The following is a 25,149-nucleotide window of genomic DNA, read 5'->3' on the forward strand; positions in this document are numbered from 1 at the left end:
TATATTTTTATGTGCGACCTAGATTCAGATATATTAATGACAGATATCCCTGTATTAGCCATATATTAGGTAAATAATTGACAAACAAATATATCAATTTAATTATACTGGGTTATACGAGTAAATCAATATATCTTTTGCAGTATAAGAATTTTTTAGGGTTAATACTTTTGCATTTTTGCTATAATTAAGACCCTGTAAGAGCCTGTTATCAAGCGCCACTTAGCTCTACCTAAGTAAATTTTATGACCATATATTTTAAAATTGTCAGCTAAATTGCAGGATATTTAAAGATAAACAACAAATTCTATATGATACTGCTTTTAAGAGGAAAAATCTGTCGAACTGATTGCAAGAAAGTTGCTTTTAGCGACTTTCGAGGCAACCATAGGTACTTGTGCTCGCCGTTTCCTAGAGTAAAATATATAAGTCTTTGAATCCCTCGTCCCCACTAATATTCGCGGCATACAGGCCGATGTAATCAATGGGCATTGCCCGTAAGGAATAATTCTTATATACCGTCTTTGCATTATTAAATAATTTTCTTGATTTGAGAGGTGCAAGGCTTGGAAAAAATCATAGAAATATTAAATAAAAACGAGGAAAATATTATTGCCGTTTTGATTAACAAAGCTAAACAAGGTGAATATACTCGCTACACATCTACCCGGATGGATGACTGGGTGTTATCAGTTAGAGGAATAACCAAGGGGATTGAAAATTTGTTTAAAGCTCAGGAAAGGACAAATTTCCTACATGTAGACGGGGAGTGCGAGTGTGACGAAACTGTGGCTTTCGGTATAAAAGAGGCAAAGCTGCACCGCGCCCGGGGTGTTACCCTTTCCATGTTTCTGGGTCTGATAAAATATTACCGTCAGTCGTATATTGTGGTATTGGAGAGCGTAGCAGAACTGAACGAAGTGGAAAAGAAGGATATTTTAAGCAAAATAAACTTATACTTCGACCGTTTTGAAATCGGCTTCTGTTCAGAGTGGTCAAATATTTCGAAGGATTCGAGAGTTAGCCAGCTTCAGGAAGTAAACCGCATACTGACCAACGAAAAAAACAAGTTTCATACCATTTTTCAAAGCATGGCCGAGCCCGTAATCGTAGTTGACGCAAAGAGAAGGATAAGGGAGATTAACAATGCCGCCGTTAAGTGTTTCAATCTTGATTACAAGAATGTGATTGGTAAACCATGCTACGAAATTTTCCGGTGTTGTCATGAATTAGATGAATGCCCTTTGAAAAGGGCGATGCGGGAGGCCAGCCAATACGATAATTTGGAGATATCCATTGATATAAATAATCATCTGAGGAAATTTCTTGTCAGCGGTTCCTTTTTAGAAGATATAAGCGGAAAGTTCGCCGGTGGTGTTGAATTGTTTATTGATGTCACGGAATCAAGGGAGAATGAGCTAAAGCTTTTAAAAGCAAGGAACGATGCCGACTTGGAAGCCGCAAAATTGCGGGCTATGATTTCAGGCATGGGTGAAGGGGTCGTCTTTGCCGATGCCGGTGACAGGATTATTGAAGTGAATGATTTTTTCTTGAATTATATTGCCGGTTGTTCCAGATCGGAATTGCTTGGCAAAAGCATCTGGGATTTCCATGCAGGAGATTTGCTAGGGGAAGTAAGAAACCTTATTAATTCTTTTAAAACTAAAAGTTATTCTTCACATGTATCAGTGACCCGGCGAATCAGAGAACTGGAAATGATTATGCGGGTTCAGCCCATATATAGTAACGGTTTATACCAGGGTGTATTGTTAAACGCTATTGACGTTACAGAACTGTCCAGGGCTAGGATTGAAGCGGAGCGGGCTAAAGAACAGGCGGAATCCGCCAATAGAGCCAAATCTGATTTCCTTGCTGTAATGAGCCATGAAATCCGGACTCCGATGAATGGAATTCTGGGTTTTGCAGAAATTTTACTAAACCAGGCACTAAGCAGTGAACAAAAAGAAAGCGTTCAAGCCATTAGCCTATGCGGTGAACAACTGCTTGATTTGATAAATGAAATTTTAGATTTGTCCAAAATAGAGTCAGGCAAAATGGTACTGGAAGAAACCGATTTTAGTTTAGAAAACATTATAAAAGATGTTATTACAACGGTTAGACAGAAAGCTCAGGATAAAGGTTTGGAGATTAGAGTAAACTTTTTGGATGATATTCCGCAGAGATTTATTGGCGACTCTATAAGGATCCGGCAAATTTTATCCAACCTGCTATTCAATGCGGTAAAATTCACCATGCAAGGCTCTGTTATCATCTCAGTTTCTAAAAGGCAAGAGGAATGCCATGAAAGGGATGATATATTTCCCCTGCAAATTGAGGTGGCAGATACCGGAATTGGCATTTCCCAAGATAAACGGGAATTGATTTTTGATGCTTTTACCCAGGCAGAGGGAGTAATAGCCCAAAAATTTGGTGGCAGTGGTTTGGGTCTTACCATTTGTAGAAGTTTGCTTGATTTGATGGGTGGAGAAATTTGGGTAAATAGCAATAAGCCGCAGGGTACAATATTTACTTTTTGCCTGCCGGTGAAGATCCACTTTGATGGAGCAAAAGAGTCTAACAATTTTGAAAATGAGTCCGTTTCAGACGGGGCGACAATCCTGGTGGTTGAAGATGACCGGGTGGCCCGGCAGATTATAAAAATTCACTTGCGAAAGGCTGGCTACAATGTAATCTCTACGGCATCGGGTAAAGAAGCCATCACTTGCGCGCGGCATTATCATCCTCATGGGGTAATTTTAGATTTGCTTCTGCCCGACCTGAGTGGTTGGCAGGTATTGCAAGAATTAAAAAAATCAGAGATAACTAGGGAAATTCCTGTAATTATATGTTCCATTTTACCCGAGAAAGAAAAAGCTATATCCTTGGGAGCCGTAGATTACATTGAAAAACCGGTCAGGGAAAAGACACTCCTAGAAAAGGTACGAAAACACGTGTCATTACAAATGTGTGGGGAGTGTCATATTGTTCTGGTGGATGATGAACAAGTGGTATTGGATTACCTAAGCGTTTCCTTAGGCGGGAACAACTATATTCTTCACCTGTTTAGTGACGCAAAGGACGCCCTAATTTACTTGCTGACAGGTGGTTATGCCCACGCAATTATTCTCGACCTTCCTATGCCCGGCATGGATAGCTTTGATTTTTTGAACCGCCTAAGGGCAAACCAGCAAACTGCAAAAATCCCCGTTTTGATTAACACCGCCAAGGAACTCACCCCGGGCGACTTTAAACAGTTAAATGGAAAGTATCAGGCAATATTGGAAAAGAGTTCTCTGGAACCAAAGAAATTAGTCCAAAAAGTTGCACAACTTGTTTATGAATATACTGCAACCTCTGCTGATATTGAATCCGATGGAGGGGAGAGCGGTAAAAAAGCTTACAATATTCTGGTTGCTGAGGATCATATCTTAAACCAGAAAATCATTGAGAGCTTTCTTGTAACTGAAGGCCATCGTGTTACAATGGTCAAAGACGGGGCTGAAGTGCTGCATGCCCTCAAAAGTAATAATTTTGACTTAATTCTAATGGACATGCAAATGCCTACTATGGATGGTTACGAAACCATGGCCAGGATTCGGGCCGAGAAAAAGTGGGGAAGTATGCCTATTGTTGCTATAACAGCATATGCTATGAAGGGCGATGAGGAAAAATGCTTTGAAGCCGGCTGCAACTACTATCTTTCCAAACCGATTAGGAAAGCTGATTTAATATCACTGATTGACAGAATAACTTTATCCGGCTCAGAGAATAAAAATGCCAAAATGGACATGGAGTATTTACAAGAGATCAGACATTTAATACCTTTTTTTATTGACAGTGTTGAACAAGAAATTAATAAGGCCTTGATAGCTTTGGAGAAAGGCGACTTTTCAACAATAGAGTATATCGGTCACGGACTAAAGGGCTCCTGCGGGGCGTACGGTTTCCATGAGTTGTCTGAACTGGGTGAGGAAATGGAAAGGTCATCCATAGACGAAGATTATAAAACGCTAGTCATCTCAGTTGATCGGTTTAGAATGAAAATACACGATATAAAGGATGCTGTCCTAGCTGTTAAATTTTAAAAATAAAAGAAATTATACAGTACTAGCCTTGCCTATTCAACATAAATTTGCACTTACATTAAACAATGACTTATCCATAGATCTATCATAAGCATAATTTTCCTTAGAGTACGATAAAAACCCTTAGGAAATGATCCTAAGGGTTAACATATTACTACTCTACAAGAAACTAATTTTTTTTCCCGATTCTTGGATCGATACCTGTACCTTGCGGTATCTGGCATTCCGGTGTATAGCAGGTGATATTTAGAAAAGTACATTTTTGTTGACAGGAAGGGCATTTTTCCGGCAGCTTGTCTGCATCAGACTCAAAGGTATAGCCACAATTATCACATTTCCAATTCACTATAGACGACCTCCTCATAAAATTATTCGCAAACTTGCATTTTTCAAAATAAATAATCTCTTTAAAGCCCTATAATTGTTTTTTCAACTGGCTCAGTTTTTTAATATGACCGATTTCCTCATTGATCAGCTTGCCAATTACCTCTTGAGCCTTACCACTCACAACATTTAAAAAAGATTGGAAAATCATAATAGAGTCCTTCTCAAAGCGCAGAGCCATCTCCAGAGCACTTTTAGCATCGGTGATTTTATTAATTTTGTCTTCAATTTCAGCCTGGTTAAAGATATGGCTTTCAATTAAAGAATCAAGATAATCCTTATACTCACCGGAATAGTTCTCGTTAGCTTCAAACTCCTTGGCCAAATAAGCACCGAGAGCTTCGAAATCCTTAATATGCTGATCTTCTTCATTAGCTAGGAATTGTAAGGCTTCTTTAGACTTGGTATCTGTAACCTTGGCAGCCAGAGTGTTGTAGAATGTGCGGCCGGACTTTTCAATATCAATAGATAACTTAATGATTTCTTCAGCGCTGAATTCAATTAAATTCCATGTCATTAATTTTGCCTCCTATATCTTATTTAGTTTTATAGTAAACCCAAATTATTTTTATTCCACTTATCCTTGCTCATATCTTACTAATAAAATTTAGATGGGGTTAGGTTTTCCGGTTTTCACAATTTTGCCTTCCAGAGCTCGTGCAGATTGCAGTATTCACGGGCCACGATTTCCCTACCATCCGGTACACAGAACTCGGCTATGGGCAATTCGCCCGGTTTTAAGAATTTACGATAGGATTTGCCGTCCACGATTAACTCAATCCACTCAATATAGTGCTTTTCCTCCATTGGATGCAACACGCTGCCTACAGTTACCTTAATGCTGTCGCCCGATTTCTCAATAACGGGCACGTGCTTTTCCTTAGCGGCGTCTACTGTGTTTTCAACCAGGTGGACCATCGGCTTGCCGCAGCATACCAGCGCTCCTTTACCAGTGTGAATTACTTCCACGATATTACCGCAAATACCACACTTGTAAACCTGCATCAGTTCAGTCATTCCATCAAACCTCCTCTATATTTTTATATTAGCAATAAAAAGGTAAGAAATTCACAACCTTTCTTGAAGGAATTTTTCAAGAGAAAGGTTGCCTTCGTTTAATCCAATATGGGAAGCTCCATGTTGCTAAGATAATTATAGTTTGAGCGGCTTACATCCAAATTACGAAAATCTTAATAATTTATTAAAATAAATAAAGACACGGTAACCGAGAGTGTAATGAATATTTAATAAAAATGTTATGTTGCCATAAGGTATAACCGTTAAAATGATAAGAAATAAGCTTATATGAATATTGAAAGGGGGTTAATCGTGTATGGATAAAATTTTATTGACTACTGATGGTTCCGAAAACTCTTTAAAAGCTGCAGAGTATGTGGCAGGTGTATTAAAAAAATTACCCAACACATCCATAGTTGTTTTAACCGTTATTCCCCGTGACAGGGATTTAGGTATGTTTGAAATGCACATCTCTGATTCAGAATTAGAATTTTTACGAGCTAAATCCGAGGAAAGGAGTAAATTTATAATTGAACAAACCATAAAACCTTTAATAAAGTATAGCAACAACATAGAAACAATGATAAAAGTAGGTGTTCCGGGAGAAACCATTGCGGAGGTTGCCCAGGAAATTGCAGCTACCCATGTTGTAATGGGTACCAGGGGCAATACTGGTTTAAAAGGATTGTTCCTTGGCAGTGTTGCCCAGAGGGTAATGCAGCTAGTAAATATTCCTTTAACATTAATTAAAGATAATTAAAGATTTTAAGAAATATTTATAAAACTATACGGTATAAATCTTAAAATAATAAAAAATAAACTAAGAAATGGGGTATAATTAATGGGTTGCCAATGCGGTTGTCAAAATAACGCAACACACAAAGCTGAAAGGCCTAGTGTTGAAACAATTATTGATATGGCGGTAAGAATTGAAAAAGCCGGTCAAAAATTCTATAGTACCCTGGCTATTTATGAGTACAATGAAAAAATTAAAGACCTTTTAATTTTCCTGGCGGGGGAGGAAGCCAAACACGTTAAAGTCTTTGAAAACCTAAGCAATATATTGAAAAACGATTTGCTTGATGCTGATTCCTACAGCAATGACTATCTGGATTATTTAAATTGCATCGCCAGAACTCACCTGCTTTTCAATATCGACATTGAAGATGCTGATTTTAAGGTTGACACCGCTAGAGAAACTCTTGAACTGGCATTGAAGTTCGAACGTGATTCCATCACGGTATTCCAGGAGATGTTAGAAGTGGTGGGTAAGAATGGCAAGGAAGTGCTGAAAAAACTTATTGAACAGGAGCGGGAACACGTTCTCAAACTAGCCCACTCCTTCGACATGGTCTAAAAAAAGCTTTCACCTTGTAAGGTGAAAGCTTTTTGCTACTCGAGCCAAGTTATAAGCCACCGTCCTTAAACGGTGGCTTAAATGATTAAGGTTCCTAAAGTGATACCGTTTCTACTTACCTAACTGGTCTTCCACCTTACCGCACGGACTCTGAGGGTTCATCAAGCTGGCCTGTTTCATTTCCTTTTCATCTTCATCTTTCAGTTCTTCCGTTTTGAGAACTTGTGTCAAAGGTTGTTGTTTTTCATCCTTTGTCATAAAAAATACGCCTCCTTCCTTTTTTTATCATTAATAGTTTTCACCCTGCCAGCAAGCCGTCTGTCTTTACAAGGCGCCCGGTTATTTCGACTATATGTTTTCCCTGGAAGCGAGCGATGGCCGGCCCATTTGTTTTGGCATCCTACTGTTATCATTGCCGCTATGCTTGATGCTCAGTAAAGGAAGCCTCCGCTAACCTTGTCGGTGGTTGCTCATTCGCCAATGGATTTAATGGCTTCTTTCATGGCCCCGCACTGCTTGCATTTAAAGCTGTCAACCAGTTCCCCCTCGTCATCAACATAATCGCATTTCGAAGCACCGGTGGTTTCCCCGGGGAGGCTTTCTTTTTCGGGATCATAAATGTAGCCACATATGGAGCACTTCCATTTTTTCAATAAATTCATCTCCTTTGCATTTTTTTGAGTAAGTTATTACAGATATCTATAAATTATTAACAACTTTATTTTCATCCCTTGCCTAATGCAATTATATTTTAATCAGATTACATTCAAATTACAAAAATCTTAACAATTTATTAATAAAAAAATATGGCAAGACATTAAACATTATTGACGTGGAGTGGGCTCAATCTCTTAAATCTCCGGTTTCTTCCGTCGGCAGGGTAAAGGTGAAAATACTGCCGGCATTCTGTTGACTGGAAACCCTGATGGTGCCACCGTGCAGTTCCACCAGTTTTTTGGCTAGGTTCAGTCCTATTCCCATACCACCATAATTCCTGGTGCTGGTGCCATCTACCTGGTAAAAGGGTTGAAAAATTTTCTCCTGATCCCGTATGTCAATGCCAATGCCAGTGTCTCTTACAGTGATGATAACATCTCGTCCGGAGTCACCGGAATTGGACTCCACTACCACCTTCCCACCCGTTGTGGTGAATTTTAAAGCATTGGAAAGAAGGTTGGTTAACACCTGGCCTGTTTTTCCCCTGTCGGCCCAAACCGGAAGTTGATTTTTATTCCGGGCAACTTCCAGGGTTATCCCTTTGTTGTTGAAGAGATGCCTCATCCGTAGAAAAATATCTTCTATCAGTTCGTCAATCTTAAAGTGCTCCCTGTACAGGAAAGTTTTGCCCGCAGCTATCTTGGACAGATCTAAAAAACCATTAATCATGCCAAGCAGTTCCCTGCCGCTGTCGTTGATCTCGTGAACGTAGTCTCTTTGCAGGTCGTTTAGTTCCCCCGAGCTTTCATCCATTAAAAGTTCGGTAAAAGCAATAACAGCCGTTAGCGGAGAACGCAGTTCGTGGCTGGTATTGGCCAGAAACTCATCCTTTATCCGGTCCGTCTCCTGAAGCTGTCGGTTGGTTTCGGCCAGCATCTCCCTTTGACTCTTCAGAGTGCTGATGGCTTCGTAAAGCATACCCACCGCTTCTTCCGTCAGGGCCTTAAAAATAAAGACAAAGGATGCCACCAAATAAATATGTCCGAGTAAATTATAGGTGTCATAAACACTGTCATATAAAGTAAAGGTTGCGTCACTCATTATTCCAATAATCAGGGCCAGGAATAGGTGAAAATCCTGCCTGTTCAGTTCCTTTTTCAGCAGCAATCGCACTGCGGCCAGCCCCAGCATGATCATTACCGCGTATTCCAAAGCTATTTTGACACTGGTCTGGTTTGCTGTCGATGTATCATACATGGCCGGGAGATGGGGCAAGTAAAGAGCAACGGCGACGATTAATCCCAGGCTCAGTAGCGCAAAAAGGGCAAGGATTAAATCTGATTTACGTATAATCTTAACTTTGTTCTTGCTGAAAACCGCTACAAGCAATCCAGTACTCAGTAACAGTCTTGCAATGATCCAGTAAGTGGAGGCTTTATTGGGTGAGCTGGGCGTAATGAAGTCAGGCATACCGGCATATGAAACGGCATGGGCAAATTCAACCAGTGCCACCACGCAGAAGGTAAGGGACAAAATAAGCATTCGCAGTTCATGCTTGTACTTGTAGTCATACCAGCTCATCAAGGAAGCGCAAATTGCCACAATGACTATGACAAACTCCATAACCAGGTGGATGCTGGGGTATACATCTCCCGAAATGACCATGTAATACTTGCCTGCCAGAAAATTTAGAAGCAGGAAAAACAAAAGCCAGGCAACTATTTGGGGAATGAAATCTTTACCGGCCAGTAATCGTTTTTTTAACAACATGCCTTTTTGCAACTCGTCACCTCTTTCTGTCGACATGCTGATAATAATATAATTCTATTTTCTTCGCAAAAATCTTTAAAAAGGGGAAACCTCTCACTTTCATCATTGAATGCCCGCAGCATACCAGGTTTTTTTCCGTAGGGCAGTTCACCCCTTATAAATAGTTTAACACAACTATTTCTTTCCGGAAGGGGGAAGATCCTTTTTGGGGAGCATTGCTACAACCTCGATCATTTTTAAATTGGTTTAAATCATAATAAATGAAATTTAAATAGGTTCTCCGGTTTTCAAAAAACACGCCGCCACATCAGCAAATGTTTTTCTAACCCTGGAGTTGCGTAGTGACTAGAATAATTATAGTTTGAGCGGCTTACGGCCAAATTACGAAAATCTTAATAATTTATTAATATAAAGGATGTAGCTGGAAAGCATAAAATACCTGAAATATTCTCAGAAAGACAGTTCGAAAATTATCAATGCGAAAACCAGTCCTTCTGCCAAATACATAAAATTTAATTTTCAAATTATTATTATCAATAATAGCGTTAATCTCCATATTTCGATATAATTAAACACAACAAATCTTATGGGAGGTATACTTTTGTCAAAATCAAGAAAGGTCAATTCTAAGGTTTTTGTGTTAATCAGCATCGTTGCCATATTTTTAAGTGTCGGTGGTTACTACGCCTTTGAAGAAAAAGGGAAACCACTCCCTAAAAGTAATTTATCTACGTTATCTACGGAAAAACAAGTATATGCTCAGCCTTCTATTGAGAAAGGACAAGACACTAAGGAAGAAGTCCAACCTCAAAATAAAGAGCAGGAAACCAAAACGTCTAAAAATACTGTTTCCAAATCTAATGTTAGTACTGATTCTAAACCTAATGTCAATACTGCTTCTAAATCTAATGCCAATGCTGTTTCTAAATCTAATGTTAATACTGATACATCAGGCCTAAGCAATAAGAAACTTTCCTGGTACTTCATGCCTAACAAAAATCACACGTTACCTGGATTTGATGCAGTGGGAAGTAAGTTAGTTAATAAATACAATGGGATTTATCATGGAGATAGCGGTTCAAAAACTCTTTATCTTACATTCGATGAAGGCTACGAGGCGGGATATACTCCAAAAGTTCTTGACTCGTTAAAGGTAGAAGGGGTAAAAGCAACTTTCTTTATTACCGGACATTATATTGATAGCAAACCAGATTTAGTTAAAAGAATGGTCAATGAGGGACATATTGTAGGAAACCATACCATGACACACCCCAGTTTACCATCGGTGAGTGACCAACAATTTAAGAATGAGTTGGACGGAGTTAATGAGAAGCTTGAAAATCTTACGGGCATGACCATGAATTTTATTCGCCCACCAGAAGGCGCGTATAGTGAAAGAACACTTAAGTTGGCAAAAGATATGGGTTACAGACAGGTATTTTGGAGTGTAGCCTTTAAAGATTGGGTACCAACTTGGGGCACACCCGATGGTAACATGCAGACTGTATTAGGCTTAATACACCCGGGAGCAGTAATTCTTTTACATCCTGAAAATAAGGCCAATGCTGACATGCTTATTTCCTTTATTAAGGCCTGTCGTAATGAAGGCTATACCTTTGGAACATTAAATCAATTGTAAATAATTAGGCCGCTAAAAAGGCGGCCTTTGCTTTACCCACTTATCCCGGAATAAACTGTCCAAATATTAGATAATTTTGAAGAACAAATACTAAGACTTAATTCTTTCAGAAATAAGGTGGGAAGGTCGATAATGGTAACCAAAGGCTTAAAACATGTGAAATTCACATTTGGAATGTTATCAATTTTGACTGCATCTATTGTTGTCGACGTTATTATTGTTACATTAAATGGCAATATACCATGGTGGCTAGATTATTCAAAAATTCTATGGTTTGGAATAGAAGGCGGCAAAATTTCATGGCTTAAATTATCTTCTATCTCGGCTGTTCTTATTTCTTTTGTAACAAGTTTACTTACAATTTTTACTGTGACGAATGTTACTATGTCAAACGGAATGGGCAAGCTGCTTAGATATTTCCCGTGGATCATTTTATTGGCGGTTTTTAATTCTTTTAGTGAAGGTGTGCTGTTCAGAAGCTCAATTTTATCAACCCTTAAAAAGGTCATCCCAAAAAGTCAAGCTATTGTCATTGTTGCTGTGTTTTTTGGCTTAGCCCATTACTACGGGGCACCCGGTGGAATAATTGGTGTGCTAATGAGTAGCTTGCTGGGATGGCATATGTGCAGGAGCATGTTTGAAACCAATGGTTTTGCAGCATCTTGGATTATTCACTTTATGCAGAGTGTTGTAATATTTTCAACAATCTTTATGTTTGACAACTTTATATAAGTTTTTTATTCTTTTACGCCTTTTAATTGATTTATTTATTCTTATACAGTTTACCTATCCTTTTGATTACTAATCATATGCTCTTTTGCTTTTACCAACTGGGTGATTATTTCATTAACCGGAGTGCTGATGCCGAATTTTTTCCCCAAATCAACCACTGACCCGTTTAAAGCATTGATTTCTGTTTTCTTTCCATTTTGAATATCCTGAAGCATAGAAGCATGATGAGATGCAGTAGAAGGAACCAATTTTCCATAAAAATCTTTTAAATAAGTTTCAGCGTCAGGCCAAAGAGTTTCTTGCTGCATAGCCATTAATAAGGTAAATATTTCCCGTATAATACTATCCATTAAAAGTTTCGTATTATTATTTTCAGCCAATTTTCCATAACTTACCCCAAGAATTGCTCCAAGGGGATTTAGTGCAGAATTATATATAATTTTCCCCCAGATGTACTTCATTACTTGGTTAGAGGCAAGGGTAGGAATACCAGCCTCCCTAAAGATCTGTGCAAAATCCTCTAGTGCTATACTATCAACTAAGTTTTTAGGTGACCCCAAAATAACATCATCTGCAATGACCGTTACTTTTGATTCACCGGGTTTAATAGTTTCAGCACCAAAAATTACCCGCCCAAGCATTATTTTTTCCTCTGAGATAAACCTGGAAGCAATCTCAAAGTTACCGTAACCGTTTTGGAGAAGTAAAACGTAAGTATTTGGTGAGATAATATTAATTATTTGTCTTATGGCATCTTCTGTACTAAAAGATTTTACAGGTAGAAGGATTAGGTCAAAATCTTTGTCCTGAACTTGCTCAATACTTGTTATTACTTTATCCAACTTGCATTCATGTTTCCCCCAAATTCCTGTAACTTTAACACCTTTTTTTCTAATAATTTCAGCAAGTGGTTCTCTTGCTAAGCCAACCACTTGGTGTCCCTTTTTTTTAAGAAAACAAGAATATACCGTTCCCAAGGCGCCAAGCCCAAATACTAGAATATTCATTAAGCTTTACTCCTTTACCTTACTATTATTTAGTTGATAAAAAATAAACTCTATAAATAATAAAACAATATTATGGCAAATTCAAGACTAAGAATGGATTGGATTCTTCTCGCTGAATTTTGCAATTGCTACTGCATTGGGTTCGTTTATTGGAATGATAAGTGCAATAATATTCTCCTTTTTCTGCTCCTCTTTCAGAATAATTTTGTAATTAGTAGCTTATAGTGATTTATTATTCCTTCACGCTGACAATGACATATATTAGGCCTGTTAATCTCACCTACAAATCCAACCGGTTTCTTTAAGGATTTTCAAATGTTGAGAAACTGTAGATTGGGCTATGGGAGGTACCTCTACAATATCCTTGCACATTTCAGTATCTTGCTGATTTCACTGCGACAGAAATTCTATAATAATTCCTCTTTCCACTCATTATCCGGTGTTGAACACTCGTTAATTGAATAACAACAACTATCTTAAGAAAGTAATAATTCTAAATATTACCTATTGATTTATAGTTTAAATTGCAGTAAGATACATATTGTCGCCGCTGCGGTGGCGATAACAAAAACTGGTTCTTGACCGAGAGGACAAGACTTGATAGAATAAATTCTTGCCGGCGGAAAACCGGCGAACAAACAGGTCTTTGAAAACTAAACAGTGTAAGATGGATGAAATTAAACAAACCTCGTCAGAAGTTTTAACTTTTAACGAATTTTTAGCCAAATCTTAATGAGCAATCAAACTTTTCACATATTTAACGGAGAGTTTGATCCTGGCTCAGGACGAACGTTGGCGGCGTGCTTAACACATGCAAGTCGAACGGAGTTAAGAAAGAAGTTTACTTTTTACTTAACTTAGTGGCGGACGGGTGAGTAACGCGTGGATAATCTGCCTGTAAGACAGGAATAACGCCGGGAAACCGGTGCTAATACCGGATAACCTCTTTGAGCCGCATGGCTTAAAGAGAAAAGGTGGCCTCTTTATAATGCTGCCGCTTACAGATGAATCCGCGTCCCATTAGCCAGTTGGTGGGGTAACGGCCCACCAAAGCGACGATGGGTAGCCGGCCTGAGAGGGTGATCGGCCACACTGGAACTGAGACACGGTCCAGACTCCTACGGGAGGCAGCAGTGGGGAATCTTCCGCAATGGGCGAAAGCCTGACGGAGCAACGCCGCGTGAGCGAAGAAGGCCTTCGGGTTGTAAAGCTCTGTGATATTGGACGAACAGATCTCTTGTAAACAGCAAGAGGAAATGACGGTACAATAAGAGGAAGCCACGGCTAACTACGTGCCAGCAGCCGCGGTAATACGTAGGTGGCAAACGTTGTCCGGAATTACTGGGCGTAAAGGGCGAGTAGGTGGTTTATTAAGTCAGAAGTGAAAACTCCGGGCTCAACCTGGAGACTGCTTCTGAAACTGGTAGACTTGAGTGCAGGAGAGGGAAGTGGAATTCCTAGTGTAGCGGTGAAATGCGTAGATATTAGGAGGAACACCAGTGGCGAAGGCGACTTCCTGGCCTGTAACTGACACTGAGGCGCGAAAGCGTGGGGATCAAACAGGATTAGATACCCTGGTAGTCCACGCCGTAAACGATGAGTGCTAGGTGTCGGGGGTATCGACCCCCTCGGTGCCACAGTTAACACAATAAGCACTCCGCCTGGGGAGTACGGTCGCAAGACTGAAACTCAAAGGAATTGACGGGGGCCCGCACAAGCGGTGGAGTATGTGGTTTAATTCGACGCAACGCGAAGAACCTTACCAAGGCTTGACATCCCGTGACCGCCGTGGAAACATGGTCTTGCAAGTTTACTTGCACACGGAGACAGGTGGTGCATGGTTGTCGTCAGCTCGTGTCGTGAGATGTTGGGTTAAGTCCCGCAACGAGCGCAACCCCTACAGCCAGTTGCCAGCACATAAAGGTGGGAACTCTGGCAGAACTGCCGTTGACAAAACGGAGGAAGGTGGGGATGACGTCAAATCATCATGCCCCTTATGTCTTGGGCTACACACGTACTACAATGGCCTGAACAGAGGGAAGCGAAACTGTGAAGTAGAGCCAACCCCTAAAAACAGGTCCCAGTTCGGATTGTAGGCTGCAACTCGCCTACATGAAGTCGGAATCGCTAGTAATCGCAGGTCAGCATACTGCGGTGAATACGTTCCCGGGCCTTGTACACACCGCCCGTCACACCACGAAAGTCGGCAACACCCGAAGCCGGTGACTTAACTCGCAAGAGAGAGAGCCGTCGAAGGTGGGGTCGGTGATTGGGGTGAAGTCGTAACAAGGTAGCCGTATCGGAAGGTGCGGCTGGATCACCTCCTTTCTAAGGATATTGGAAGTAAGTTAGCAATCAGAAATGACCTAACCGGCTTCTCAATATTGGTCGGTCATCCATCGACACAACTGTTTAGTTTTGAAAGACCAAAAGTTCTTTGAAAACTACACAGCGTGAAGTAAAAGAAAGCTCTATTTAACAAAATAGAACTCTCAAGCGCAAAAAATAGGTCAAGCAAAAAAGAGCATACGGTGAATGCCTAGGTGCTGCAGGCCGAAGAAGGACGCGGCAAGCTGCGAAAAGCTACGGGAAGCCGCAAGCAGGCAACGATCCGTGGATATCCGAATGGGGCAACCCGGCGAGGCAAACCCTCGTCACCTGTAACCGAATACATAAGTTACAGGAGGGCACCAGGGGAACTGAAACATCTTAGTACCCTGAGGAAAAGAAAGCAACAGCGATTCCCCGAGTAGCGGCGAGCGAAAAGGGACCAGCCAAAACCTAAACTGCTTGCAGATTAGGGGTAGCGGGACACTCATCACAAACCATTGCTTTAGCCGAAGCGGCCTGGAAAGGCCCGTTATAAAAGGTAACAACCCTGTAGGCGAAAAGGCGAGAAGTTTAGAGTGGATCCCAAGTACCGCGGGACACGAGGAACCCCGTGGGAAACAGGGAGGACCACCTCCCAAGGCTAAATACCTGCAGCGACCGATAGTGATTAGTACCGTGAGGGAAAGGTGAAAAGCACCCCGGAAGGGGAGTGAAAAAGAACCTGAAACCGTATGCTTACAAGCCAGTCGAAGCACGTTAAAAGTGTGACGGCGTACTTTTTGTAGAACGGACCGGCGAGTTACATCTAATGGGCAAGGTTAAGTCTCAAAAGACGGAGCCGAAGCGAAAGCAAGTCTTAATAGGGCGTCAAGTCCATTGGAGTAGACCCGAAACCGGGTGATCTACCCATGTTCAGAGTGAAGCTTTAGTAAAATAAAGTGGAGGCTCGAACCGACCTTCGTTGAAAAGGAGGCGGATGAAACGTGGGTAGGGGTGAAATGCCAATCGAACCCGGAGATAGCTGGTTCTCCTCGAAATAGCTTTAGGGCTAGCCTTGAGAAAAAAATCCGGAGGTAGAGCACTGACTGGGCTAGGGGCCTTCACCGGTTACCGAACTCAATCAAACTCCGAATGCCGGATTAAAGAATACTCAAGAGTCAGACTATGGGTGCTAAGGTTCATAGTCAAAAGGGAAACAGCCCAGACCGTCGGCTAAGGTCCCAAAGACATGCTAAGTGGAAAAGGATGTGGGGTTGCACAGACAACCAGGATGTTGGCTTAGAAGCAGCCACCATTCAAAGAGTGCGTAATAGCTCACTGGTCAAGTGGCCCTGCGCCGAAAATGTAACGGGGCTAAAGCATGTCACCGAAGCCACGGCAGGAGGACAAATTCTAAGTATACTCTGTAGAGTACAGCTAAAATTTGTCCTCCTGGGTAGAGGAGCGTTCCATATGCGGCGAAGTCGTACCGTAAGGAGCGGTGGAGCGTATGGAAGTGAGAATGCCGGTATAAGTAAGCGAAAAGGCAGGTGAGAATCCTGTCCGCCGAAAACCTAAGGATTCCTGGGGAAGGCTCGTCCGCCCAGGGTAAGCCGGGACCTAAGCCGAGGCCGAAAGGCGTAGGCGATGGACAATAGGTTGAAAATCCTATGCCACCAAAAGTCGTTATCAGGATGGGGTGACACAGGAGGGTAGGCCAAGCGCGCGGATGGAAAAGCGCGTCCAAGCTCGTAGGGCGTCAGGCAGGCAAATCCGTCTGACACAAAGCCTGAGAAGTGATGGGGAGGGAAAACAAGTACCGAAGTGGTTGAACCCATACTGTCAAGAAAAACCTCTAACGAGACTCATTGGTGCCCGTACCGCAAACCGACACAGGTAGGTAGGGTGAGAATCCTAAGGCGCGCGAGAGAACCCTCGTTAAGGAACTCGGCAAAATGACCCCGTAACTTAGGGAGAAGGGGTGCCTCACTAGCGTGAAGATTTAACATTCGGAGCGTGAAGAGGCCGCAGAGAAAAGGCCCAAGCGACTGTTTACCAAAAACACAGGTTCCTGCTAAATCGCTAAGATGAAGTATAGGAGCTGACGCCTGCCCGGTGCCGGAAGGTTAAGAGGAGAGGTCAGGGGAAACTCGAAGCTTTGAATTGAAGCCCCGGTAAACGGCGGCCGTAACTATAACGGTCCTAAGGTAGCGAAATTCCTTGTCAGGTAAGTTCTGACCCGCACGAAAGGCGTAACGATTTGGGCACTGTCTCAACGAGGGGCTCGGTGAAATTGAATTGCCGGTAAAGATGCCGGCTAACTGCGATAGGACAGAAAGACCCCGTGGAGCTTTACTGCAGCTTGATATTGGATTTTGGTATTGCATGTACAGGATAGGTGGGAGGCGGAGAAGCCAGGGCGCCAGCCTTGGCGGAGCCAACGTTGGGATACCACCCTTGCAGTATTGAAGTTCTAACATACGGCCTTGAATCAGGCCGGTGGACATTGTCAGGCGGGCAGTTTGACTGGGGCGGTCGCCTCCCAAAAAGTAACGGAGGCGCCCAAAGGTTCCCTCAGCGCGGTTGGAAATCGCGCTCACAGAGTGCAAAGGCAAAAGGGAGCTTGACTGCGAGACATACAGGTCGAGCAGGGACGAAAGTCGGGCTTAGTGATCCGGCGGTATCGAGTGGAAGAGCCGTCGCTCAACGGATAAAAGCTACCCCGGGGATAACAGGCTTATCTCCCCCAAGAGTTCACATCGACGGGGAGGTTTGGCACCTCGATGTCGGCTCATCGCATCCTGGGGCTGTAGTAGGTCCCAAGGGTTGGGCTGTTCGCCCATTAAAGCGGTACGTGAGCTGGGTTCAGAACGTCGTGAGACAGTTCGGTCCCTATCCATCGCAGTCGCAGGAAACTTGCAAGGAGCTGTCCCTAGTACGAGAGGACCGGGATGGACGGATCACTGGTGTACCGGTTGTCGCGCCAGCGGCAATGCCGGGTAGTTATATCCGGAAGGGATAAGCGCTGAAAGCATCTAAGCGCGAAGCCCACCTTAAGATTAGGTTTCCCTTCGTAAGAATAAGACCCCTGGAAGACCACCAGGTAGATAGGCCGGGTGTGTAAGCATAGTAATGTGTTTAGCTGACCGGTACTAATAGGTCGAACGCTTGACCTAATATTCACGCTGTGCAGTTTTGATGGAACTGTAGAAAACCTTGGGCAAAATCCCCAAAGGTTTTTTTGTTTTTTCTCTTTAATTTATTGTTCTGTCATTTATCTTGCCCGAAGTCAGTTCTCAACCTGATTAAAAAAAAATTTAGACGGAAAAACTGGTTGAATTTGTATTGACACTTCAAATGATCTGTGATAAATTTTCCTTACTGAGTAAGGAAAATTGGCCTAATTGATAATTTGCCTTAAAAACATTTTACATTATAATGAAACCCGGCTAAAAAAGTGTATTAAATAGAGTAACCGGGAAAACAAATCATATATGCTTAAGTATAGAATATAAATTGAGTCTCTTAAAAGGGTGAGAATTGATTATGAAAAATGAGAATATTATGTTATCCGGTCGGGCATCCAGAGAAACCAGGTTAATAAAAAGTACATCTAAACGCCAAATTACGATACCTAAGTCATTTTTTGATTACCTTGCTATTGAGGATGGGATAACGTTTGTTGCACAGGTCATTGATGGCGGGATATTTTTAAAGCCGCAATCGGTTCATGGTGAAACTGTTAATAATCAGGACAGAAAGCGTATTATCAGAAAGGTTTTACAGGAAGGTTACAGTGGAGAAGAAATGGTTGAGGAAATATCCTATCGACTACAACGATATGATGAATTTATTGGTCGCCGTCTCCGTGAGTTTGAAAATGATATTGCTGACAGTGTTGAAGGCGCGGATGTAATTCCGGGAGTTGAAGTATTTAATGGTTTGGACATTTTCTTTGACCGGAAAGATTGAACGACTGGTAAAGGGCCTTGAAAAAAGGCAAAAAGCTTTATTGGAATCATATAAGGAGCAGATAGGAATTTTTTTACAAGACCCTCTGGCCGGTTCTGTTTTAAAGGGTGATCTTAGTGGTTATAAGTGCTGGGATTGGACTTTTCGAGGTGTTTCGTTGTGTATTGTATATAAGGTTTTTGAGGGGGACAAGCATATCATTATTTGTTACTTTGGTACCCGTGAGAATTTTTATGAGGAAGTAAAAAGCTATTTGAAGTAGGTTTATGAGAAATAATCTATAAATATTGAGAGACGACTATTATCTTATGAGATAGTCGTTTTTTTATTTTTGGCTATACAGATAATTAAATGTCTTAATTGGGTTTAAACAAATATCAGGTTTGCTCTACTGTTTCTATTATCTTGTTTGGTTAATTTAATGTTAGTTTAAAAAATATGAAACAAAAAGGCATTGGTATTCGTTATACTATTAGACAGTTAATTTAGAAGGGATAATTGGGGGATATAACATACCAATGGAAACAGCTAAGTTAAAGAAAAAATATTTTTCACGTAAAAAAATAGTCCTGATAAGTATAGTGCTTATAATAGCGGTAATTACAACTACCCTTAGTATATATTACAGTCATAAGCAAGACGGTTTATTGGTGCAAACAGCTATGGCAGGGAAAAAACCCCTGGGGGAAAGTGTTTTTACCACCGGACGGGTGCAATTGGTGGATAGACACGATATCTATGCACAAAGCAGTAAAATAATTAAAAAATTAACAGTCAAACCCGGAGACATGGTGAAAAAAGGCCAGATAATAGGCCGTTTGGAATCCTCAGAAGAGGAAAACCGCTTGAAGGAAGCAGAAGCCGGACTGGCATTGCAGATAGCTAATTATAATAAGGACAAGCAGCCTTTGATACGGGAAGTAGAAGCGTGGCGGGCAAAACTTAGGCAGTTTGAGACTGCTTACTCAAACGCACGCAAAAAACTTGACCGTACTGAATACTTGCTAAAGCAAAATGTGGTAAGTATTCAAGATCTGGAAAATGACAAGAAAGAATTTACCGCTGCTGAAGCCGAATATTTTCAGGCCATGGCTGATCTTGATAAAGCAGAAAACGGTGCTACCGATGCTGAGTTGGAGGTACTGCAGGCACAGGTAGAAAAAGCCAGGGCTGAAGTGGAAACAGCCAGGGCAAGCCTGGCTAAGTGCCTTCTCACCGTTGACCGGGATGGTATGGTATTAACTGTAGAAGCCGAAAAAGGAACTTTGGTTACGGAAGGTACTAAACTTGTTGCTATAGGAGACCCCAATGTTTCAGAGGTTAAGGCAAATTTGGGTGAAGCCGATTCGGGCCGGGTTAAGCCGGGACAGAAAGTTAAGATTACAGCAGCCGCACTGCCCGAAGCAGAATTTGACGGAACTGTAACCGAGGTTGCAGGGGCTGCGGTGATCAATAATAAAAATAACGGGCAGCAAATTGAGGTACCTATTAAGGTAAGTATTAATCCTGGTTTAAATGGACTGAAGCCAGGCTATACGGTTGATCTCAAAATCATAACGGTTACTGAGCGCACTGCTCTGGCGGTACCATATGAAGCAATTATAAATAAAGACGGAAAGAAACAGGTTTTTGCAGTCCGCAACGACCATGCAAAGCTTTGTACTGTCAAAACCGGCTTTGCCGGGGAGCTATATATTGAAGTATTGGAAGGTTTAAAGGAAGGGGATAAAGTAATCCTAAATCCCGGAGAAAACATAACAGACGGCAGCCAAGTTAAAGTAACGGAAACAACTGCAGATAAGTTAAAGGAGAAGGCTCGTGATTAGTGTAAAAGGATTAAACAAAATATACCGGGCCGGTGTAAACTCTATACATGCCTTGCGGGACATATCTGCAGAAGTGGAAAAAGGTGAATTTGTGGCGGTTATGGGCCCGTCAGGATCAGGCAAGTCCACCTTTATGAACCTGTTGGGCTGTCTGGATACTCCCAGCAGCGGCTCATATTTGCTGGACGGGGTGGAAATCAGCGGGCTGGATGACGGGGAACTGGCTGACATTCGTAATCAAAAAATCGGATTTGTTTTTCAGACCTTCAACCTGCTTCCCCGAATGACGGCCCTGCGCAATGTTGAATTACCCATGCTATACGCAGGAGTAGAACCGCGACTGCGCAGGGAAAGAGCAATTACTGCGCTGGAAAGAGTCGGCCTGGCTGACCGCTTGCACCATAAACCCAATGAACTTTCGGGAGGACAAAACCAGAGAGTGGCCATTGCCCGTTCACTGGTTAACCGGCCCGCGATAATTCTGGCTGATGAACCAACCGGTGCTCTGGATACCAGGTCAGGTGAGGAAATAATGGCTATCTTTCAGGAGTTAAACCGGGAAGGCTCCACTATAGTGCTTGTAACCCATGAACCGGACATTGCCCGGCATACCCAAAGGGTTATACATTTCCGGGATGGGAAACTGGTTAAGGATGAGAAAGTTGAGCAATCGCTTGATGCAAAGGAACTTTTAGACGGGTTGCAGTTATAGTACAAAGCCATAAATGTCAACTCGCCGGAAAGAAGTGAGAAACAGTTGAATTTGTGGGAAAGTATCCGGATAGCCTTGGAAGGAATTATAGCTAATAAATTGCGCTCATTTCTTACCACTCTGGGTATCATTATCGGTATAGCGGCAGTTATTGCTGTGGTGGCTATAGGACAGGGCGGCCGGGCGCTGCTTATGAGTGAAATGGAAAAGGTAGGCACTAATATTTTTGCTGTTTACATAGACTGGCGCAGTGATGAACCTCGAACAGGCAAGGAGTTTTCCTTTCAGGATGCTGAGGTCATCAAAGAAAATGTTCCCGAGGTAAATAACCTTTCTCCCCTTTCTTCATCTTATATTCAGGTACGCGGTGGCCGGGTAAATAAATTTGCCCAGGTGACCGGCTGCACACCTGATTACTCCTATATTAGGAAAATGGAAATGGGGGAAGGCCGCTTTTTTAACGAGTCTGATTCGATTGGCCGTCGAAAGGTGGCAGTATTGGATGAAGAACTGGCCCGAGAATATTTCGGCAACGACAGCCCGCTAGGACAAAAAATAGTAATGCAGGGCAACTCCCTGTCTATTATCGGTATGATCAAAAAGGGTGACTCTATTCTGGGTATGGGAGAAACCAAAAAAATTTACATACCACTGCAGGTGTGGCTGAACATTTTCCCTGAGGGGGGCATAGATTCCATAGAAGGCAGTGCCAATACAAAGGAACAAGTGGAGCCGGCCATGCAGCAAACAGTGAAGGTATTGGAAAGAAAACACCGCTTACCTGGACGATACAATAGTGTGAGTATGGAACAGCAGATGGCTACAGCCAACAAAGTAACCGGAATTATGACTTTGATTATCGGAGCAATTGCTGGGATATCCTTATTTGTAGGCGGTATCGGTGTCATGAATATTATGCTGGTATCCGTAACGGAAAGAACCAGAGAAATTGGCATAAGAAAGGCACTGGGGGCCCGCAGGAAGGATATTTTGACACAGTTTCTTATTGAGGCGGTGGTTCTTTGTTTTATAGTGCTAGGGTAATATGTCAAGAGGGAATTTAAAAACATATTTTTCCTTGTTTTTGGGTATAAAAAATTAACCACCACAGAAACACCCAAAAATTCCTGTTGCGGCTATAAAATTATTCCCTGATATTAAGGCATAATCTTAAAATATGGTTATTGTTTGCACCAATAAAGCTCAGGGAAAAACATATATTGGTGCACAAATAATATTTCAGTGCATCACCACTCTTTTACCTGTGGATAACTATGATAATTAATATTCCTAGCCAGTTGGCAGCAGACAACCGCAGGAATATTAATCAGCACCGTTACCGCAGTTATTTAAACAGCTATCCCCTGTCCGACCTGTAAAGCTGGTTCTTTGAAAGTAAGGAAAAAACCAGCCTTACAAACTTCCTAGCTGTAAGAACCTGAGCTCGTTTATGGGCATGTTTTTTTGATTCTTGAAATTTTTTTTGATAGTAAGCTCGGTACTCGTCATTATGTCTCCTCAAACTGTCCGCAGCTTCTATCAGATAATACCTGAGATACCGGTTTCCAGCCCTATTCAGGGGTTTATCTTCACCGTCAAATTCGCCGGATTGATTGCTATTCCAGGTGATACCTGAAAATTTAGCTAACTGGGACTGATCTTCGAACTTGTTAATATCCCCAATTTCAGAGATAATGCCGGCGGAAAACACTGGCCCAATTCCCTTGATTGACATCAATGGATTCGAGAGCTTGGCCATATCCCTGGCAATCACACTGTCCAATTTGCGGATGGTTTGCTCAAAAAAGCGGATATTATTCATACTGGTTTCAAGAATCAGATTAACCGAATCCGTGAGCTTCGGACTCATCCGGTAGGATTCACGGCAAATTCGTTTTAGCTCAGTAGCCAATGTTTCAGGGTTAGAAAATTGCTTATTTCCTTTATCCACAAGCAATTGAACCAAGTCTTCAAGTGGTGTATTAATAATTTCTTCCGGGCCAAAAAAATCGGTAATAATAGACATGCTGGTGGCTCCAAAGATATCACTGAATACATCACCATAATTACTAAATTTCATAAACAACATAGTTAAAAAATAACTTTTTTCTCGCACAAGTGAACCCACCAGGTGAAACCTGTAACGGGTCAGTCGCTGTAGCGGAAGATACATCTCATCAACCTCGTAAGGTTTAGGTAATCTGCCGTGTCTTAGTTTTTCAGCTATGATATAAGCGTCATATGCATCGTTCTTGCCCTTTGGAGGATAAGACTTCTTGAAGTTCTTGATACTTCTGGCATTGAGTTGGTAAACTGTAGGCCTGTATGGCTTTAATTCTTCGGTGATTAGTAAATAATTCATCAAGTGAAAGTGGTATAAAGAAGTAGCTTCCATTCCAAAAACAACATGATCAAAGCTATCTTTAATCGATAACTCTTTAGTTTTAGATGCCAAACTCTCGGCACCTGAAATGGAGTTATCGAAAACTAACTTTTTCAACAAAATCGTTCCGTCTAATTTCATAAAGCAAGCCACATTCTTATTCTTACCAATATCAATGCCAACATGCAAGGATATTGTCATAAAAACACCTCTGGTAAGTGGATTAACTTTTCCGTTTTCTACGCGAGAACATCCTCGTAATCAGAACTGACATGGAGCGGGAGACTACCTGGATCTGCTGCCATCCAGGTCAACTATCATGCTGAACAGGCTAGGTGTTAGAACTAAAACGTAGAAGGAAAAGAAACATACTTTATTAAGCAGTCTATGCTGCTCGGGGTATTGAGAATTTACCATCTTACCGGGATCATTCTAACTAAATGATTATTTAAATTGCTTATTTCATCAAACATTGACAGACAGGCACCTAAAAAGTACTATCTAAACCATTGTAAATTATAGCACTCTTTAAAGAAAGTTGACAACACCACTCCCCCGGGTTTAAACAGCCTCACGTAAATCAGAATTGCTAAGCAAACATTCTAAGTGTCAGAATCAAACCCTGACGGGGAAAGAGAAACAGACTTAAAAAGCATTGTGGATATCACCACATGCGAGGAGGACTGATGAATTCATCTTACTAATTTTTCAGTGTGGGCTGTCTCTTTGAAAATGATTTGCCTGTGGATATTTTTCTGTCAATAAAATTTTCGGTTCGTATAGACATCACCATCCTATCATTGATTGGGTACCTTGGCGCAACTACTTCCAATAAGTAACCCACATGCAGTAATTCACGTGATTAATAGGTACCTTTACTGCATTGTTGTGGTATTGTTATTGACTTCATCAAACCCAGGTACCCTTGATATGGGAACCGGTTCCCTGAACATCCGGACCACAACATTCTACTATTTTAGAACATGTCGTATTCGGTTGTTCTGACTCTATTATACGAGGAGGAATAATAGGAATGGCACTAGGCACCGGGGGTGCTTGCCTGATTGCTAAAATAGCTAAGTGGCCGCCACTGGTATCATGGTGGACAGCCCTGCTGGCTTTTGCTTTCTCCGGAGCAGTGGGTATAATTTTCGGTATCCTCCCTGCCAATAAAGCTTCCAAACTTGATCCTATTGAGGCTTTGAGGAGGGATTAATGGGGCCGTGGCAAGCAGCGATTTCCCGCTGCTTATGTCTGTTGTATTATGTTTATTGTTTTAGGCTATGAGTCTGTACTTT

20 protein-coding genes and 2 rRNA genes are annotated in these 25,149 nt (G+C 41.7%); 13 read left to right on the forward strand and 9 right to left on the reverse strand.

The window, feature by feature from the left end:
• Positions 1-566: 566 nt before the first annotated feature.
• Positions 567-4,085 carry a response regulator gene (locus DTOX_RS07595; RefSeq protein ID WP_015757129.1) on the forward strand — a complete coding sequence of 1,173 codons (3,519 nt, stop codon included), beginning with the start codon at positions 567-569 and terminating at the stop codon, positions 4,083-4,085.
• A 169-nt stretch (positions 4,086-4,254) separates the two neighbouring features.
• Here DTOX_RS07595 and DTOX_RS07600 read toward each other — a convergent pair whose 3' ends face one another.
• From DTOX_RS07600 to DTOX_RS07610, 3 genes are all read right to left on the reverse strand, one after another.
• Entirely contained in the window at positions 4,255-4,431 is a 177-nt protein-coding gene (locus tag DTOX_RS07600) for a rubredoxin-like domain-containing protein (RefSeq protein WP_015757130.1), read from the reverse strand.
• A 69-nt stretch (positions 4,432-4,500) separates the two neighbouring features.
• Positions 4,501-4,986 carry a ferritin family protein gene (locus DTOX_RS07605; RefSeq protein ID WP_015757131.1) on the reverse strand — a complete coding sequence of 162 codons (486 nt, stop codon included), beginning with the start codon at positions 4,984-4,986 and terminating at the stop codon, positions 4,501-4,503.
• Positions 4,987-5,102: 116 nt separating this feature from the next.
• The gene (locus tag DTOX_RS07610) at positions 5,103-5,486 is read right to left on the reverse strand and encodes a desulfoferrodoxin (RefSeq protein ID WP_015757132.1); all 384 of its coding nucleotides are present in this window, start codon (positions 5,484-5,486) and stop codon (positions 5,103-5,105) included.
• A gap of 316 nt (positions 5,487-5,802) precedes the next feature.
• Here DTOX_RS07610 and DTOX_RS21375 point away from each other — a divergent pair, with 316 nt between their 5' ends.
• Both DTOX_RS21375 and DTOX_RS07620 read left to right on the forward strand, forming a co-directional pair.
• Complete coding sequence (locus tag DTOX_RS21375) at positions 5,803-6,246, forward strand: universal stress protein (protein ID WP_015757133.1); 444 nt, start codon at positions 5,803-5,805, stop codon at positions 6,244-6,246.
• Between the two features lie 81 nt (positions 6,247-6,327).
• Positions 6,328-6,843: a ferritin family protein gene (locus DTOX_RS07620; RefSeq protein ID WP_015757134.1), complete on the forward strand. Its 516-nt coding sequence runs from the start codon at positions 6,328-6,330 to the stop codon at positions 6,841-6,843.
• Between the two features lie 111 nt (positions 6,844-6,954).
• Here DTOX_RS07620 and DTOX_RS22880 read toward each other — a convergent pair whose 3' ends face one another.
• The 3 genes from DTOX_RS22880 to DTOX_RS21380 all read right to left on the reverse strand — a co-directional run bounded on the left by DTOX_RS22880 (position 6,955) and on the right by DTOX_RS21380 (position 9,282).
• Positions 6,955-7,101 carry a hypothetical protein gene (locus DTOX_RS22880; RefSeq protein ID WP_015757135.1) on the reverse strand — a complete coding sequence of 49 codons (147 nt, stop codon included), beginning with the start codon at positions 7,099-7,101 and terminating at the stop codon, positions 6,955-6,957.
• Positions 7,102-7,313: 212 nt separating this feature from the next.
• Positions 7,314-7,496, reverse strand: coding sequence for a rubredoxin (locus tag DTOX_RS07625; RefSeq protein WP_015757136.1), 183 nt, complete (start codon positions 7,494-7,496; stop codon positions 7,314-7,316).
• A gap of 190 nt (positions 7,497-7,686) precedes the next feature.
• A complete protein-coding gene (locus DTOX_RS21380) occupies positions 7,687-9,282 on the reverse strand; it encodes a sensor histidine kinase (protein ID WP_015757137.1) in 1,596 nt (531 codons plus the stop codon).
• A gap of 589 nt (positions 9,283-9,871) precedes the next feature.
• Between DTOX_RS21380 and DTOX_RS07635 the strand changes: the two genes are divergently transcribed.
• Together DTOX_RS07635 and DTOX_RS07640 are read left to right on the forward strand one after the other, a co-directional pair.
• Positions 9,872-10,909 carry a delta-lactam-biosynthetic de-N-acetylase gene (locus DTOX_RS07635; RefSeq protein WP_015757138.1) on the forward strand — a complete coding sequence of 346 codons (1,038 nt, stop codon included), beginning with the start codon at positions 9,872-9,874 and terminating at the stop codon, positions 10,907-10,909.
• A 132-nt stretch (positions 10,910-11,041) separates the two neighbouring features.
• Positions 11,042-11,641, forward strand: a complete 600-nt coding sequence (locus DTOX_RS07640; RefSeq protein ID WP_015757139.1) for a CPBP family intramembrane glutamic endopeptidase — start codon at positions 11,042-11,044, stop codon at positions 11,639-11,641.
• Positions 11,642-11,691: 50 nt separating this feature from the next.
• On the opposite strand, the gene DTOX_RS07645 is transcribed toward DTOX_RS07640, so the two are convergent.
• Together DTOX_RS07645 and DTOX_RS25270 are read right to left on the reverse strand one after the other, a co-directional pair.
• On the reverse strand, positions 11,692-12,648 hold the full coding sequence (locus DTOX_RS07645) for a ketopantoate reductase family protein (protein ID WP_015757140.1): 957 nt from the start codon (positions 12,646-12,648) through the stop codon (positions 11,692-11,694).
• Between the two features lie 276 nt (positions 12,649-12,924).
• Positions 12,925-13,020, reverse strand: coding sequence for an ArsR/SmtB family transcription factor (locus DTOX_RS25270; RefSeq protein ID WP_083773393.1), 96 nt, complete (start codon positions 13,018-13,020; stop codon positions 12,925-12,927).
• Between the two features lie 385 nt (positions 13,021-13,405).
• On the opposite strand from DTOX_RS25270, the gene DTOX_RS07650 reads away from it, so the two are divergent.
• The 7 genes from DTOX_RS07650 (at position 13,406) to DTOX_RS07680 (ending at position 22,512) form a co-directional block, all read left to right on the forward strand.
• Positions 13,406-14,976, forward strand: a 16S ribosomal RNA gene (locus tag DTOX_RS07650).
• A gap of 180 nt (positions 14,977-15,156) precedes the next feature.
• A 23S ribosomal RNA gene (locus DTOX_RS07655) occupies positions 15,157-18,134 on the forward strand.
• Together the 16S and 23S rRNA genes form the textbook arrangement of a ribosomal RNA operon.
• Positions 18,135-18,504: 370 nt before the next feature.
• Positions 18,505-18,930, forward strand: coding sequence for a hypothetical protein (locus DTOX_RS07660; RefSeq protein ID WP_015757141.1), 426 nt, complete (start codon positions 18,505-18,507; stop codon positions 18,928-18,930).
• A complete protein-coding gene (locus DTOX_RS07665) occupies positions 18,896-19,192 on the forward strand; it encodes a type II toxin-antitoxin system RelE/ParE family toxin (RefSeq protein ID WP_015757142.1) in 297 nt (98 codons plus the stop codon). The genes DTOX_RS07660 and DTOX_RS07665 overlap by 35 nt, the downstream gene beginning before the upstream one ends.
• Positions 19,193-19,448: 256 nt before the next feature.
• Positions 19,449-20,756, forward strand: a complete 1,308-nt coding sequence (locus DTOX_RS07670) for an efflux RND transporter periplasmic adaptor subunit (protein ID WP_015757143.1) — start codon at positions 19,449-19,451, stop codon at positions 20,754-20,756.
• On the forward strand, positions 20,749-21,468 hold the full coding sequence (locus DTOX_RS07675) for an ABC transporter ATP-binding protein (RefSeq protein ID WP_015757144.1): 720 nt from the start codon (positions 20,749-20,751) through the stop codon (positions 21,466-21,468). Before DTOX_RS07670 ends, DTOX_RS07675 begins: the two co-directional genes overlap by 8 nt.
• Before the next feature lie 45 nt (positions 21,469-21,513).
• A complete protein-coding gene (locus tag DTOX_RS07680; protein WP_052292917.1) occupies positions 21,514-22,512 on the forward strand; it encodes an ABC transporter permease in 999 nt (332 codons plus the stop codon).
• A gap of 313 nt (positions 22,513-22,825) precedes the next feature.
• Here DTOX_RS07680 and DTOX_RS07685 read toward each other — a convergent pair whose 3' ends face one another.
• Entirely contained in the window at positions 22,826-24,052 is a 1,227-nt protein-coding gene (locus DTOX_RS07685; RefSeq protein ID WP_015756467.1) for an IS110 family RNA-guided transposase, read from the reverse strand.
• 832 nt (positions 24,053-24,884) lie between these two features.
• Between DTOX_RS07685 and DTOX_RS07690 the strand changes: the two genes are divergently transcribed.
• Complete coding sequence (locus DTOX_RS07690) at positions 24,885-25,067, forward strand: ABC transporter permease (protein ID WP_042315551.1); 183 nt, start codon at positions 24,885-24,887, stop codon at positions 25,065-25,067.
• Positions 25,068-25,149: the final 82 nt, after the last annotated feature.

The sequence above is a fragment of the Desulfofarcimen acetoxidans DSM 771 genome, from assembly GCF_000024205.1.
In the GTDB taxonomy this organism is placed as follows: domain Bacteria; phylum Bacillota; class Desulfotomaculia; order Desulfotomaculales; family Desulfofarciminaceae; genus Desulfofarcimen; species Desulfofarcimen acetoxidans.